Genomic DNA, 13,147 nt, shown 5'->3' with positions numbered 1-13,147 from the left:
CAGAAGGGGACTGGCATCATGCCGCGTCTGTTCGGAACAGATGGCGTCCGTGGCCTCGCGAATCGCGACGTCACGGCCGACCTGGCCCTCGGCCTCGCTCAGGCGGCCGCCCGTGTACTCGGTGCGGCCGCCCGGGCGGAGGGCCGTCGGCCCCTCGCCGTCCTGGCCCGCGATCCTCGGATCTCGGGCCAGTTCATCGGTGCCGCCGTCGCGGCCGGCCTCGCGAGCGCCGGCGTCGACGTGCTGGACGCGGGAGTCATCCCGACGCCCGCCGCCGCATACCTCATCGCCGATGAGAGCGCCGACTTCGGCGTGATGATCTCGGCGTCGCACAACCCCGCCGCCGACAACGGCATCAAGTTCTTCGCGGCCGGCGGCCGCAAGCTCCCGGACGAGCTCGAGAACCGCATCGAGGCGGCTCTCGGCGTCCCGCCGCTCACGCCGCTCGGCCCGGACGTCGGCCGCATCCGCCGCTTCGCCGACGCGGAGGACCGCTACGTCCTCCACCTGCTCGGCTCGCTCGGCAGCACCCGCCTGGACGGACTGCACGTGGTCATCGACTGCGCGCACGGTGCCGCCGCGGGCATCTCGCCGGAGGTCTTCACCGACGCCGGCGCGACCGTCACCGTGATCGGCAACGATCCGGACGGCATCAACATCAACGACGGCGTGGGCTCGACCCACCTCGACCACGTCGCCGAGGCGGTCCGCGAGGCGGGCGCCGATCTCGGCATCGCGCACGACGGCGACGCGGACCGCTGCCTCGCGGTCGACGCCGAGGGGCGAGTCGTCGACGGCGACCAGATCATGGCGATCCTCGCGACGTCGATGGCGCGGCGCGGCGTCCTCCGCGACAACGTGCTCGTCGCCACGGTGATGAGCAACCTCGGTCTCAAGACCGCGATGGCCGACGCCGGCATCCGCGTGATCGAGACCGGCGTGGGCGACCGCTACGTGCTCGAGGCCATGAACGACGGCGGCTACTCGCTCGGCGGCGAGCAGTCCGGCCACGTCATCATGAGCCGCTTCGCGACGACCGGCGACGGCGTCCTCACCGGGCTGCAGCTCGCCGCCGAGGTGGCGCGGACCGGGAAGTCGCTCGCCGAGCTCGCCTCAGTGATGCGGGTGTTCCCGCAGACGCTCGTCAACGTCCGCGGCGTCGACCGCGAGGGCGTGCACGACGACGCCGTCATCGCGGCCGCCATCGCCGAGGCGGAGCGCGAGCTCGGCACCGGCGGGCGCGTGCTGCTCCGCCCCTCGGGCACCGAGCCGATGGTGCGGGTCATGGTCGAGGCCTCCACCAAGGAGACCGCCGACCGGCTGGCCGAGTCCCTCGCTGCGGTCGTGCTCGAGCAGCTGCGCGTCGCGGCCTAGCGGCTGCACCCGCCGCTGACCGGGGGATCTCGATACGCCCCTGCGGGGCTGATCGACCAGCATGCTTCGATCAGCACGCTTCCGCCGCGCACTCAGATCTTGCGGAGGAGCACCGAGGAGACGGTGTGGTCGGCCTGCTTGCGCAGGACCAGGCTCGCCCGCGAGCGCGTGGGCCGCACGTTCTGCAGCAGATTCGGCTCGTTGATCGAGGACCAGATGCTGCGGGCCCGCTCGCGCGCCTCGTCGGGCGTCAGCGAGGCGTAGCGGTGGAAGTACGAGTTCGGGCTCGCGAAGGCGCCCTGCTGCAGTGCGAGGAACCGCTCCTCGTACCAGCGCGCGATGTCGCTCGTCCGCGCGTCGACGTAGACCGTGAAGTCGAAGAGGTCGCTGACCGCGAGGCCGTGCCCGGGCGCGGGCGGCTGCAGGACGTTCAGGCCCTCGACGATCAGCACGTCCGGTCGCCGCACGACGATCTCGGCATCGCGGACGATGTCGTAGGAGAGGTGCGAGTAGAACGGAGCACGCACCTCGGCCGCCCCGCCCTTCACCTCGGAGACGAAGCGCAGCAGCGCGCGGCGGTCGTACGACTCCGGGAAGCCCTTCCGGCTCATCAGCCCGCGCCGCTCCAGCTCGCTGTTGGGCAGGAGGAAGCCGTCGGTCGTCACGAGCTCGACGCGCGGGGTGTCGTCCCAGCGGGCGAGCAGCTCGCGGAGCAGGCGGGCGATGGTCGACTTGCCGACCGCGACCGAGCCGGCGACGCCGATCACGAACGGAGTGGGCTGCGCCCGCTCACCGAGGAACGTGCTCGTCGCCCGGTGCAGCTGGCGCGCGCCGCCGGCGTAGAGGGTCAGCAGCCGGGACAGCGGGAGGTACACCTCGGCGACCTCGGTGAGGCTCAGCCGGTCGCCCAGCCCGCGCAGTTGCACGACCTCGGTCTCGCTCAGCGGCAGCTCGGTGCTGCGGGCGAGCTCGGCCCAGTCGGAGCGGACGATCTCGACGAACGGGGAGGGGTGCGCCTCGCGCCCGGGTTCGCGAGCTGACGAGGACATCTGCACGATCCTAGCGGCCGCCGCGGCTCGGCCCCGTCGCCGCAGGAGCGCCCCCGCACGCGATTAGGATCGAGCGCATGTGTGGAATCGTTGGATACGTCGGCGCGCGCGACAGCCTGGCCGTGCTGCTCGGGGGACTGAAGCGACTGGAGTACCGCGGGTACGACTCCGCCGGAGTGGCCGTGATCGACGCCGACGGCCGGATCGACAGCCGCAAGCGCTCGGGCAAGCTCAGCGTCCTCGTCGACGACCTCGAGGCGCACCCGATCGCGCAGGGCACCACCGGCATCGGGCACACCCGCTGGGCGACGCATGGCGGCCCGACCGACCGCAACGCGCACCCGCACCTCGCGGACGACGGGCGCCTCGCGGTCATCCACAACGGCATCATCGAGAACTTCCAGCCCCTCAAGGAGGAGCTGCTCGCCGAGGGCGCCGTCTTCGAGAGCGAGACCGACACCGAGGTCGCCGCGCACCTGATCGCCCGCGAGCACCGCCGCACCGGGGACCTGGTGCTCGCGTTCCAGGCCGTCGTCGCGCGGCTCGAGGGCGCCTTCACGCTGCTCGCCCTGCACCAGGACCAGCCCGGCGTCGTCGTCGGCGCACGTCGCAACTCGCCGCTCGTGATCGGCCTCGGCGACGGCGAGAACTTCCTCGGCTCCGACGTCGCCGCGTTCGTCGAGTTCACCCGCCGCGCGGTCGCCATCGGCCAGGACCAGATCGTCACCATCACGCCCGACGCGGTGACCGTCACCGACTTCTTCGGCAACGCCGTCGAGACCGAGCCGTTCGAGATCGCCTGGGACGCCTCCGCCTCCGAGAAGGGCGGCTGGTCGAGCTTCATGGCCAAGGAGATCAGCGAGGGCCCGGAGGCCGTCGCCAAGACGCTCCTCGGCCGCATCCAGGACGGCGCGATCGTCCTGCCGGAGCTCGCGTCGCTCGACGCGACCCTCACCGACATCGACCGGATCACCGTGATCGCCTGCGGCACCGCCGCCTACTCCGGCATGGTCGCCAAGTACGCCATCGAGAAGTGGGCGCGCGTGCCCCTCGAGGTCGAGCTGAGCCACGAGTTCCGCTACCGCGACCCGGTGCTGACCCCGCGCACCCTCGTCGTCTCGATCAGCCAGTCCGGCGAGACCATGGACACGCTGATGGCCGTCAAGTACGCCCGCGAGAAGGGCGCGAAGACGCTCTCCGTCTGCAACACCCAGGGCGCAACGATCCCGCGCGAGTCCGACGCCGTGCTCTACACCCACGCCGGCCCGGAGGTCGCGGTCGCCTCGACCAAGGCGTTCGTCGCCCAGATCGCGGCGCTCTACCTCTTCGGCCTGCACCTGGCCGCGGTGCGCGGCGCGGCCACGCCCGAGCTGATCGCCTCGCAGGCCGCCCAGCTCGCGGCGATCCCGGAGAAGCTCTCGCGCGTGCTCGACGCCTCCGAGGCGATCGCCCAGCTCGCCGGCTGGATGGCGGACACCCGCGCGGTGCTCTTCCTCGGCCGCCACGTCGGCTACCCGGTGGCGCTCGAGGGCGCGCTCAAGCTCAAGGAGCTCGCCTACATCCACGCCGAGGGCTTCGCCGCGGGCGAGCTCAAGCACGGGCCGATCGCGCTGATCGAGCCCGGCCAGGTCGTCTTCGTCATCGTGCCGAGCCCGAGCGAGTCGTACGAGCTGCAGCGCAAGGTGATCTCGAACATCCAGGAGATCAAGGCTCGCGGCGCCCGGGTGATCGCGATCGCCGAGCAGGGCGACGCCGCCGCGATCCAGATCGCCGACGAGGTCGTGCCGATCCCGCTGGCCGACCCGCTGTTCGAGCCGCTGCTCGCGGTGACGCCGCTGCAGATGTTCGCGATGGAGCTCGCCTCGGCGAAGGGCCTCGACGTCGACCAGCCGCGGAACCTCGCCAAGTCGGTCACGGTCGAGTGACCCTGCCGTGATCGTCGGGATCGGCGTGGACGTGGTGGATCTCGCGCGCTTCGAGCGGGCGATCTCCCGCACGCCCCGGCTCCGCGAGCGGTTGTTCGCCGAGAGCGAACGCGACCTGCCGACGGCCTCGCTGGCCGGACGGTTCGCGGCGAAGGAGGCGCTGATCAAGGCGCTCGGCGACTCGGCCGGCGCGCGCTGGCACGACATGGTGGTCGAGCGGGACGAGCACGGGAATCCGTCCTTCGTCCTGCACGGCGCGGCGCGCGCGGCGGCGGAGTCGCGCGGGATCGCGCGGGTGCACCTCTCGATGAGCCACGACGCCGGCGTCGCCTGCGCGTTCGTGGTGGCCGAGTCGTGATCGCGCCGCTCGCCTTCCGCGAGGCGCTGATCGATCTGGACGCCGTCGCGGCGAACACGGCGAGGCTCCGCGAGCTGACCGCTGCTCCCCGGCTGATGGCGGTCGTCAAGGCGAACGCCTACGGGCACGGCGCCCTCGCGGTCGCGCAGGCGGCGCTGGCCGGCGGCGCGGACGCGCTCGGCACGGCCGATCTCGACGAGGCGGTCGCCCTCCGCGAGGCCGGGATCCTGGCGCCGGTGCTCTGCTGGCTGCACGACCCCGAGCAGGACTTCGACACCGCCCTCGAGCACGGGATCGAGGTCGCCGTCTCCTCGGTCGGTCAGCTCGACCGGCTGGCGCAGGCCGCTGAGGACCGCGGGGTGCGCGGGGCGGTGCAGCTCAAGGTGGACACCGGTCTCAGCCGCAATGGCGCCGCGGAGGCGGAGTGGGTGCCGCTCGCGCAGTCCCTCGTCCGCCACGCGGCGCGCGGCTCGCTGCAGCTCACCGGGCTGTTCTCGCACCTCTCCAACACCTCGCGCGAGGAGGACCTCGCCCAGCTCGAGCTCCTGCGCCGGGCGGAGGAGGTTCTGCGCGCGCATGGGACGCCGGCGCCGCTGGTGCACCTGGCCGCCACGGCCGCGGCGCTCCGCCTGCCGGAGGCGCGGCTCGACCAGGTGCGCACCGGCATCGGCGTCTACGGGCTCTCGCCGTTCGACGACGAGACGTCGCTCGGACTCGGCCTCGTACCCGCGATGACCCTGCAGGGGCGCGTCGCCGGAGTCCGGCGGGTGCCCGCGGGGACGGGCGTCAGCTACGACTACGCCTACCGCGCGTCCGGCGAGACGACGCTCGCGCTGGTGCCGTTCGGCTACGCCGACGGGATCCCGCGCGCCGCGTCCGGAGTCGCCGAGGTCTCGATCGGCGGGCGCCGGCACCGCATCGCCGGGAGGGTGGCGATGGACCAGTTCGTCGTCGACGTCGGGGACGCTCCCGTTGCGGTCGGCGACCCGGTGACCCTGTGGGGCGACCCGACCACCGGGGTCCCGTCGGTCGACGAGTGGGCGCGCTGGTGCGGCACGATCAACTACGAGCTGGTCACCCGGGTCGGGCACCGCGTTCCGCGCAGGACGGTCGGCGGCGCCGCGGGAGGCGTCCGTGCCTGAGCGCGATCGGTTCGCCGACAGCACCGTCGAGATCACGGATCCGGAGGCGATGGAGGAGCTCGGCCGCTCCCTCGGCCGGGTGCTGCGCGCGGGCGACCTGCTGGTGCTGACCGGGCCGCTCGGCGCGGGCAAGACGACCTTCACCCGCGGCCTCGGCGAGGGGCTCGGGGTGCGCGGGCCGGTGACCAGCCCCACGTTCGTCATCGCGCGGACGCATCCTCCGCTGCACGGCGGGCCGCCGCTGGTGCACGTCGACGCCTACCGCGTCGGGTCCGCGGTGGAGCTGGACGACCTCGACCTCGACCTCGAGCACTCGGTCGTCGTGGTGGAGTGGGGCGCCGGCCTGCTCGACGGCGTCGCCGAGTCGTGGCTCGACATCGTGATCGAGCGCCCGACCGGCGGCTCCGACGCCGAGGACGGCGAGGAGCCGATCGAGCCGCGGACGGTGCGCTTCCGCGGCACCGGCTGGCGCTGACCGCTCTGCTGACGGCGGGTCTCGATACGCCGCTGCGCGGCTGCTCGACCAGCATGGTCTGCATGCTGACCGAACAGCCGTCGGAGATGTCCGCCGTCCATGCTGATCGAGTAGCCCTCGGAGAGGGCGTATCGAGATCCACCGAGCATCTTTGGAGCGCCGCAGGCTCCTCGGTCGGTGCCCGTCCTCCCGCGGGTACCCTGTCAGGGTGCTGCTCGCGATCGACACCTCCTCCGGTACCTCCGTCGCCGTCGTCGGCGCCGACGGGGTGGTCCGGGCCGAGCGCACCGAGACCGACACCATGCGGCACGCCGAGGTCGTCGGCCGGCTGATCGAGGAGGCCCTCGAGGCGGCCGGCATCGGCCCGGACGCGATCGAGGCCGTCGCCGTCGGCATGGGCCCCGGCCCCTTCACCGGACTCCGGGTCGGCATCGCCGCCGCCCGCGCCTTCGCGTTCGGCCGCGCCGTGCCCACCCTGCCGGTCGTCTCGCACGACGCGGTCGCACTCGGCGCGCTGCGCCACGGCCGTGCGGACGGCTTCCTCGTCGTCACCGACGCGCGCCGCCGCGAGCTCTACTGGAGCGCCTACGCCGGCCTCGACGAGCAGGGCCTGCCCGTCCGCACCGCCGGACCCGGCCTCGACAAGCCGCCCGCGCTGCCCTTCCCCGAGCTGCCCCGCCTCGAGGCGGAGACGGTGTCCGCGGCCGAGCTGGGCGTGGTGGCCGCGCTCACCCACGCGGCCGGTCGCGCCCCCGCGGCGGACGAGCCGCTCTACCTCCGCTCGCCCGACGTCACACTCTCGGCCGGTCCCAAGCGGGTCACCGCGTGAGCGCGGAGCTGCGCGACGCCACCGTCCACGACCTCGACGCGATCATGGCGATCGAGGAGTCCGAGTTCACCAGCGACGCCTGGTCCCGCACGATGATGCGCGAGGAGATCCGCAGCCGGCACACCCGCTACCTGGTCGCCGAGGACGCGGGCGAGCTGGTCGGCTACGCCGGGCTGCTCTGCCCGGTCGGCGCGCACGAGGGCGACGTGCAGACCATCGCGGTGCTCGCCTCCGCGCGCCGCACCGGACTCGGCAGGCGCCTCCTGCGCGCGCTCGTCGCCACCGCCGCCGAGCGCGGTGCCCGCGAGGTCTTCCTCGAGGTCCGTGCCGACAACCCCGTCGCCCAGTCGCTCTACCGCTCGGAGGGCTTCGAGGAGATCGGGGTCCGCCCCGCCTACTACCAGCCCGACAACGTCGACGCGCTCGTGATGCGCGCGCCGATCGCCGCCCCTCGACAGGAGTCGCCATGACCGCCGGTCCGCTCGTCCTCGGCATCGAGACCAGCTGCGACGAGACCGGGATCGGCATCGTCCGCGGCACGACGCTGCTCGCCAATACCATCGCCTCGTCGATGGAGGAGCACGCCCGCTACGGCGGCGTCGTGCCCGAGGTCGCCGCCCGCGCGCACCTGGAGGCGCTCGAGCCGACGCTGCGGACGGCGCTCGCCGAGGCCGGCGTCTCGCTGCAGGAGCTGGACGCGATCGCGGTCACCAGCGGTCCCGGACTCTCCGGGGCGCTGATGGTCGGCGTCGGCGCGGCCAAGGCGCTCGCGGTCTCGCTCGGGAAGCCGCTCTACGCGGTCAACCACCTCGTCGGACACGTCGGCGCCGACGTCCTGCGCGCCGACGGCGGCGAGGGCGGCCCGGTCGAGGTGCCCACCATCGCGCTGCTCGTCTCGGGCGGGCACACCTCGCTCCTGCACGTGCGCGATCTCGTCTCCGACGTCGAGCTGCTCGGCGAGACCATCGACGACGCTGCCGGCGAGGCGTTCGACAAGGTCGCCCGCGTGCTCGGCCTGCCCTACCCCGGCGGCCCGCAGATCGACCGCGTCGCCGCCGACGGCGATCCGCGGGCCATCCGCTTCCCCCGCGGCCTCACCCTCCCGAAGGACAGGGAGAAGCACCGCTACGACTTCTCCTTCTCCGGGTTGAAGACCGCCGTCGCGCGCTGGGTGGAGAAGCGCCAGGACGCGGGCGAGGCGGTGCCGGTCGCCGACGTCGCCGCGAGCTTCCGCGAGGCGGTCGCCGATGTGCTGCTCACCAAGGCGATCGCGGCCTGCGTCGACCGGGACGTGCCCCGGCTGCTGCTGGGCGGGGGAGTGGTCGCCAACGCGCGGGTCCGCGAGCTCGCCGCGGAGCGCTGCGCGGCGGCGGGCATCGCGCTGCGGATCCCCCCGCTCTCGCTCTGCACCGACAACGGCGCGATGATCGCGGCGCTCGGCGCGCAGCTGATCGAGGCGGGGCACGCGCCCTCGAGCCTCTCCTTCGGCGCCGACTCCACGCTGCCCGTCACCGAGATCCAGGTGCGCTAGGCGCTCTACCGCAGTGCCGTCTCGCGTCACAAGCGCCGTCCAGGGTTTTGACAGCCCTCCGGGGACGCTGCCACGCTGAGCGCATCCACTCGTTCCTGATCAAGGGGGATCCACCATGACCGCTCCGTACACGCCCGCGTCCGATCGCTACAACATCCTGGCGATCATCGGCTTCATCGCCTCGTTCTTCGTCTCGATCGTCGGCATCGTCCTCGGCTTCATCGCCCTCTCGCAGATCAAGCGGACCGGTGAGCGCGGTCGCGGCCTCGCGATCGCCGCCGTCGTGATCGGCTTCGTCGCGATCATCATCACCATCATCTCCGCCGTCGCGCTGTTCTCCCTCGCGGGCATCGCGAGCACGACGAACTACTGATCCCCACCGCCCCGCCCCGCACGGCCGGGACGGCGGAGCGCTCGAGGAGGGCGACGTGAACGACGAGTCCACCGGCGATCCGGCACCGGGATCGGTGCCGCCCCCGCCGCCGCGGTACGCGCCGCCCTCCGGAGCACCGTCCCCCGCCTCCGCTCCGCCGGCCGCCGGTGCCGCGTCCGGCTGGACCGGGGAGGCCGTTCCCCCCGGAGCCCCGAGCGGCCAGGAGGCCTTCGACGGCTCCGCGCATCCCGGTGCTCCCGCGCCGCGGCCGCCGCTGAACGGCCTCGCCGTCGCCGCTCTGATCTGCGGCATCCTCGGGCTCGCGCCCGCTGCGATCGTCCTCGGGCACGTCGGCTTCGCGCAGGCGCGCCGCTCGGGGCAGCGCGGCCGCGGACTCGCGATCGCCGGCTTCCTCCTCGGCTACCTCGCGCTCGTGCTGCTGCTGGTCGGCGCTCTCGCCTACTCGACCTTCGTCGGCGGACTCCGGACGGACGGCTACCTCCCGGCCTGAGCCGGTCGGCGGCCTCGTTCTAGACTTCGAGGCATGAGCGACAGCAGCCGGCCCGGGTCCGACGACCGACAGGGCCCTCCCGTTCCCCCTGCCCCTCCCGTGCCGCCGGCGCCCCCGGCCCCGCCGGTGCACTCCGGCGGCACTCCGGCGCCCCCGGCCCCGCCCGCGTACTCGAGTGGCGCCCCGACGGCACCGGGACAGGGCGCCCAGGACACCCCGCCGCCCGCGTACGGGACGCCGCTCCCGCCGGCCCCGAGCGCCGCGCCGCCGCAGTATGCCTACGTCCCGGCGCCGACGACGGTGCCCAAGACCCTGAGCCTCACCGGCATGATCCTCGGCATCGTCGGCCTGGTGATCTCGATCTTCGGCTGGGGCTTCGGCTTCATCCTGTCCGCGCCCGCGATCGTGCTCGGCTTCCTCGGCCGCCGTCGCGAGCCGGGAGCACGCGGATTCGCGCTGACCGCGATCATCACCGGCATCGCCGGCGTCGTGGTCTCGCTGATCTACCTGGCCGTCACGATCGTGATCTTCGTGGTCGCCCTCGACGCGGCGACCTCCTCCTCCGGCTACTAGGCGCCGGCGCCCGGTCTCAGGAGACGCGCTCGGCGAGCAGGGCGCGGTGGCGCCCCTGGATCCTGGTGAGGATCAGGACGGCGCTGCCCCGCCCGGCCAGGCCGAGCTTCCTGCGGAAGCGCGCGGGGTCGACGTCGACGCCGCGCTTCTTGATCTCCAGGACGCCGATGCCGCGGGCGCGCAGCTCGCGCGCGAGGGTGCGCTCGTCCAGGGGCAGCTCCGCGAGCACGCGGAAGCTGCGCAGGAACGGCGACGCGGACGGCTCGTCGCCCGTGAGGTAGGCGATGCCGGGAGAGAGCATCCGCGAGCCGCTGGTGCGGGCCAGCTCGCCGAGCAGGCGCGCGCGGATGGCCGACCCGTCCGGCTCGTGCACGAACGCGCCGAGGTCGCCCACCTCCTCGTCGTCGCTGTCGGCCGGCGCGGTGAGCTCCACGGCGCCGGTCGCCGAGAGCAGGAGCGCGGACCGGCGGACGCCCGGCCGCGCCAGCGGACCGAACCACAGCCCCGTCTCGATGAGCTCGCCGTCGACCGACACCCACTGCGCCTCCGCGTCCGCGGGGATCCGCTCGCGGTCGAAGCCCGGCCCGAGCTTCACGCCCGCGGGCCGCGCCTCGGCCAGGCCGAAGGCGAAGTCGAGCGAGGGGGAGTAGTCGTCGGGATCGTCGAGGCGCCGCGTCTCGCGGTGGCCGGCGGTGCGGCGGGCCGGGTCGAGGTAGACGGCGTCGAAGCCGTCCAGGTCGAACGACTCGGCGTCGGCGTGCACGGCCTGCGCGGAGGGGAACGGGGCGAGGTTGAAGCTGGCGAGGGTCGCGGTGATCTCGTCCGCGTCCACCGCGGTCACCTCGAGGTCGATGGCCGCCATCGCGAGGGCGTCGCCGCCGATGCCGCTGCCGAGGTCGGCGATGCGGGTGAGCCCGGCGGAGGAGAAGCGGCCGGCGTGCAGCGCCGCGACCCGGAGGCGGGTCGCCTGCTCGAGCCCGGCGTCCGTGAAGAGCATCGACCGGGCGAACTCGCCGAACTTGCCGGTCGCCTTCGCCCGCAGCCGAGCCTGGGTCAGCACGGCCGACACCAGGCCGGGGGAGTGGCCGGCGGAGCGGAGCGCCGCGACGGCGCGCACCAGGTCGTCCGCGCGGTAGCCGTCGAGCGAGTCGAGGAGCCGGAGGCCCTCGGGGGAGAGGAGCTCGACCAGCTCGGCGCGTTGCATCCGGCCATGCTAGGCCACGCCCTCCGCACGACGCGGCGCGCCTGCCTGGCACTCTGATTGCACGAGTGCCAGCGGAGCCTCTACAGTGGAGCTAGCACTCTCGGAGCGTGTCTGCCAACGGCGGCGCTCCGCCCCCGTCGTCGTCAAGAAAGAGGTCAACCGTGTCGGTGTCCATCAAGCCGCTCGAAGATCGCATCGTCATCAAGCAGGTCGAGGCCGAGCAGGTCACTGCTTCCGGTCTCGTCATTCCCGACACCGCCAAGGAGAAGCCCCAGGAGGGCGAAGTCGTCGCCGTCGGCCCCGGCCGCATCGACGACAACGGCAACCGCGTCCCGCTCGACGTGGCCGTCGGTGACAAGGTCATCTACTCCAAGTACGGCGGAACCGAGGTCAAGTTCGGTGGGGACGACCTGCTGGTCCTCTCCGCCCGCGACGTCCTCGCGGTCGTCGTCCGCTAGAGACGGATCCCCGAAGGGCCCGGCGACGACAGTCGCCGGGCCCTTCGTCTTTCAGCGCAGTGGGCCCGGCGACGACAGTCGCCGGGCCCTTCGTCGTCCCGTGCGGTGGGCCCGCCGGCGGGAGTCGCCGGGCCCACCGTCGTGCGCCCGGTCCTCTTCGCGACCGGTGGCCTGATCCTGACGTCCGGTGGCCGTTCCGGGCGGTCCGCGGGCGCCGGCCCTGCGTAGCATCGGACGGGTGCCCGCCTCCCGCCTCCCCGCCGATCCCGCCTCGCCGACGACGGGCGACGCCGCGGCCGGCGAGGGTGTCGAGGCCCTGCCCGTGAAGGGCGCCGGCGGCGCGCTGTCGTCGACCGGCCTCTGGTTCGGCTTCGCCGCCTACCTGCTCTGGGGCGCGATGCCGCTCTACTTCATCGCGATGGCCCCCGCCTCGCCGTTCGAGATCGTCGCGCTGCGCGTGCTCTTCTCGCTGGTCTTCTGCCTGCTCCTGCTGACGGTGACCCGCAGCTGGCGCGGCTTCGCGGCGCTCTTCCGCGAGCCGAGGCTGCTCGGCGTGATGGCGATCGCCGGCGTGCTGATCTACATCAACTGGCAGGTCTACGTCATCGCGACGACCACGGGCCACGTGATCGAGGCGGCCCTCGGCTACTTCATGAACCCGCTCGTCACGGTGCTGCTCGGCGTGATCGTGCTGCGCGAGCGGCTGCGGCGGGCGCAGTGGGTCGCGATGGCGATCAGCGCCGTCGCCGTCCTCGTGATCGCCGTCGGCTACGGCTCCTTCCCCTGGGTCTCGCTCGCGCTCGCCTTCTCCTTCGGCCTCTACGGCCTGGTGAAGAGCCGGGTCGGCGGCCGGATGGACGCGGTCAGCGGTCTCACGCTCGAGACGCTCTGGCTCACGCCGCTCGCGATCGTGCAGCTGCTGGTCGTCGGCTCGACGGTCGGGCTGACGCTGGCGACGGAGGGCACGGGGCACGCGCTCATCCTCGCCTCGGCCGGCATCGTCACCGCAGTGCCGCTGCTGCTGTTCGCGGGCGCCGCCCGGCGGCTGCCGCTCTCGATCGTCGGCTTCATCCAGTACCTGACGCCGGTGCTGCAGTTCGTCGTCGGCGCCTTCCTCCTGCACGAGGAGATGCCGCCGGAGCGCTGGATCGGCTTCGCGCTCGTCTGGGCGGCCCTGGCGATCTTCTCAGTCGACCTCGTCTCGGCCGAGCGCCGGAGGCGGCGCGTGACGGCCGGACCTGCGGATCGCGTCGCGGGAGAGCGCTCCGACGACGAAAAGTAACGATCAGGTCGCGAAACGCATCTGAAACACCCCCGTATTGTTCACGGCTTCTCCGAAGGTTAG

General features: G+C 73.2%; 15 protein-coding genes. 13 read left to right on the top strand and 2 right to left on the bottom strand.

Translation table 11 applies throughout. The features are described 5' to 3' along the window. Positions 1 to 18: 18 nt before the first annotated feature. Positions 19 to 1,374, top strand: coding sequence for a phosphoglucosamine mutase (gene glmM / locus EDF35_RS01995; protein WP_123704625.1), 1,356 nt, complete (start codon positions 19 to 21; stop codon positions 1,372 to 1,374). A 92-nt stretch (positions 1,375 to 1,466) separates the two neighbouring features. Here the strand turns inward: glmM and coaA are convergent, their stop codons facing one another. After that, positions 1,467 to 2,423 (bottom strand): type I pantothenate kinase, encoded by a 957-nt coding sequence (gene coaA / locus EDF35_RS01990; protein WP_123445076.1) that lies wholly within the window; start codon positions 2,421 to 2,423, stop codon positions 1,467 to 1,469. A 77-nt stretch (positions 2,424 to 2,500) separates the two neighbouring features. Here coaA and glmS point away from each other — a divergent pair, with 77 nt between their 5' ends. From glmS to EDF35_RS20605, 10 genes are all read left to right on the top strand, one after another. Then, complete coding sequence (gene glmS, locus EDF35_RS01985) at positions 2,501 to 4,348, top strand: glutamine--fructose-6-phosphate transaminase (isomerizing) (RefSeq protein ID WP_133960589.1); 1,848 nt, start codon at positions 2,501 to 2,503, stop codon at positions 4,346 to 4,348. Between the two features lie 7 nt (positions 4,349 to 4,355). After that, positions 4,356 to 4,706 carry a holo-ACP synthase gene (locus tag EDF35_RS01980; protein ID WP_123445078.1) on the top strand — a complete coding sequence of 117 codons (351 nt, stop codon included), beginning with the start codon at positions 4,356 to 4,358 and terminating at the stop codon, positions 4,704 to 4,706. Continuing rightward, positions 4,703 to 5,848 (top strand): alanine racemase, encoded by a 1,146-nt coding sequence (gene alr, locus EDF35_RS01975; RefSeq protein ID WP_133960588.1) that lies wholly within the window; start codon positions 4,703 to 4,705, stop codon positions 5,846 to 5,848. The genes EDF35_RS01980 and alr overlap by 4 nt, the downstream gene beginning before the upstream one ends. 49 nt (positions 5,849 to 5,897) lie before the next feature. Further along, entirely contained in the window at positions 5,898 to 6,323 is a 426-nt protein-coding gene (gene tsaE, locus EDF35_RS01970) for a tRNA (adenosine(37)-N6)-threonylcarbamoyltransferase complex ATPase subunit type 1 TsaE (protein WP_123733554.1), read from the top strand. Between the two features lie 208 nt (positions 6,324 to 6,531). After that, positions 6,532 to 7,152, top strand: a complete 621-nt coding sequence (gene tsaB, locus EDF35_RS01965; protein ID WP_133960587.1) for a tRNA (adenosine(37)-N6)-threonylcarbamoyltransferase complex dimerization subunit type 1 TsaB — start codon at positions 6,532 to 6,534, stop codon at positions 7,150 to 7,152. Then, complete coding sequence (rimI, locus tag EDF35_RS01960) at positions 7,149 to 7,622, top strand: ribosomal protein S18-alanine N-acetyltransferase (protein WP_311316330.1); 474 nt, start codon at positions 7,149 to 7,151, stop codon at positions 7,620 to 7,622. Before tsaB ends, rimI begins: the two co-directional genes overlap by 4 nt. Further along, complete coding sequence (gene tsaD, locus EDF35_RS01955) at positions 7,619 to 8,683, top strand: tRNA (adenosine(37)-N6)-threonylcarbamoyltransferase complex transferase subunit TsaD (RefSeq protein WP_133960586.1); 1,065 nt, start codon at positions 7,619 to 7,621, stop codon at positions 8,681 to 8,683. Before rimI ends, tsaD begins: the two co-directional genes overlap by 4 nt. Positions 8,684 to 8,798: 115 nt before the next feature. Next, complete coding sequence (locus tag EDF35_RS01950) at positions 8,799 to 9,056, top strand: DUF4190 domain-containing protein (RefSeq protein ID WP_123445082.1); 258 nt, start codon at positions 8,799 to 8,801, stop codon at positions 9,054 to 9,056. 55 nt (positions 9,057 to 9,111) lie between these two features. After that, on the top strand, positions 9,112 to 9,567 hold the full coding sequence (locus EDF35_RS01945) for a DUF4190 domain-containing protein (protein WP_133960585.1): 456 nt from the start codon (positions 9,112 to 9,114) through the stop codon (positions 9,565 to 9,567). Positions 9,568 to 9,600: 33 nt separating this feature from the next. Further along, on the top strand, positions 9,601 to 10,140 hold the full coding sequence (locus tag EDF35_RS20605; protein WP_166673979.1) for a DUF4190 domain-containing protein: 540 nt from the start codon (positions 9,601 to 9,603) through the stop codon (positions 10,138 to 10,140). A gap of 16 nt (positions 10,141 to 10,156) precedes the next feature. Here EDF35_RS20605 and EDF35_RS01930 read toward each other — a convergent pair whose 3' ends face one another. Beyond that, a complete protein-coding gene (locus EDF35_RS01930; RefSeq protein WP_133960584.1) occupies positions 10,157 to 11,344 on the bottom strand; it encodes a class I SAM-dependent methyltransferase in 1,188 nt (395 codons plus the stop codon). Between the two features lie 161 nt (positions 11,345 to 11,505). Between EDF35_RS01930 and groES the strand changes: the two genes are divergently transcribed. Both groES and rarD read left to right on the top strand, forming a co-directional pair. Then, positions 11,506 to 11,802, top strand: a complete 297-nt coding sequence (groES, locus tag EDF35_RS01925) for a co-chaperone GroES (RefSeq protein WP_068251574.1) — start codon at positions 11,506 to 11,508, stop codon at positions 11,800 to 11,802. A 316-nt stretch (positions 11,803 to 12,118) separates the two neighbouring features. After that, positions 12,119 to 13,084, top strand: coding sequence for an EamA family transporter RarD (gene rarD / locus EDF35_RS01920; protein WP_133961469.1), 966 nt, complete (start codon positions 12,119 to 12,121; stop codon positions 13,082 to 13,084). Positions 13,085 to 13,147: the final 63 nt, after the last annotated feature.

Source organism: Rathayibacter sp. PhB151, assembly GCF_004366415.1.
Classification (GTDB): domain Bacteria; phylum Actinomycetota; class Actinomycetes; order Actinomycetales; family Microbacteriaceae; genus Rathayibacter; species Rathayibacter festucae.
This window is presented reverse-complemented; position numbering and strand designations above follow the sequence as displayed.

What these genes read in the sequence shown, in the direction of transcription:
- EDF35_RS20605 (WP_166673979.1), top strand. Translation starts at nt 9,601, where the DNA reads ATGAGCGACAGCAGCCGGCCCGGGTCCGACGACCGACAGGGCCCTCCC.
- tsaE (WP_123733554.1), top strand. Translation starts at nt 5,898, where the DNA reads ATGGAGGAGCTCGGCCGCTCCCTCGGCCGGGTGCTGCGCGCGGGCGAC.
- coaA (WP_123445076.1), bottom strand. Translation starts at nt 2,423, where the DNA reads ATGTCCTCGTCAGCTCGCGAACCCGGGCGCGAGGCGCACCCCTCCCCG.
- EDF35_RS01950 (WP_123445082.1), top strand. Translation starts at nt 8,799, where the DNA reads ATGACCGCTCCGTACACGCCCGCGTCCGATCGCTACAACATCCTGGCG.
- glmM (WP_123704625.1), top strand. Translation starts at nt 19, where the DNA reads ATGCCGCGTCTGTTCGGAACAGATGGCGTCCGTGGCCTCGCGAATCGC.
- glmS (WP_133960589.1), top strand. Translation starts at nt 2,501, where the DNA reads ATGTGTGGAATCGTTGGATACGTCGGCGCGCGCGACAGCCTGGCCGTG.
- EDF35_RS01930 (WP_133960584.1), bottom strand. Translation starts at nt 11,344, where the DNA reads ATGCAACGCGCCGAGCTGGTCGAGCTCCTCTCCCCCGAGGGCCTCCGG.
- tsaD (WP_133960586.1), top strand. Translation starts at nt 7,619, where the DNA reads ATGACCGCCGGTCCGCTCGTCCTCGGCATCGAGACCAGCTGCGACGAG.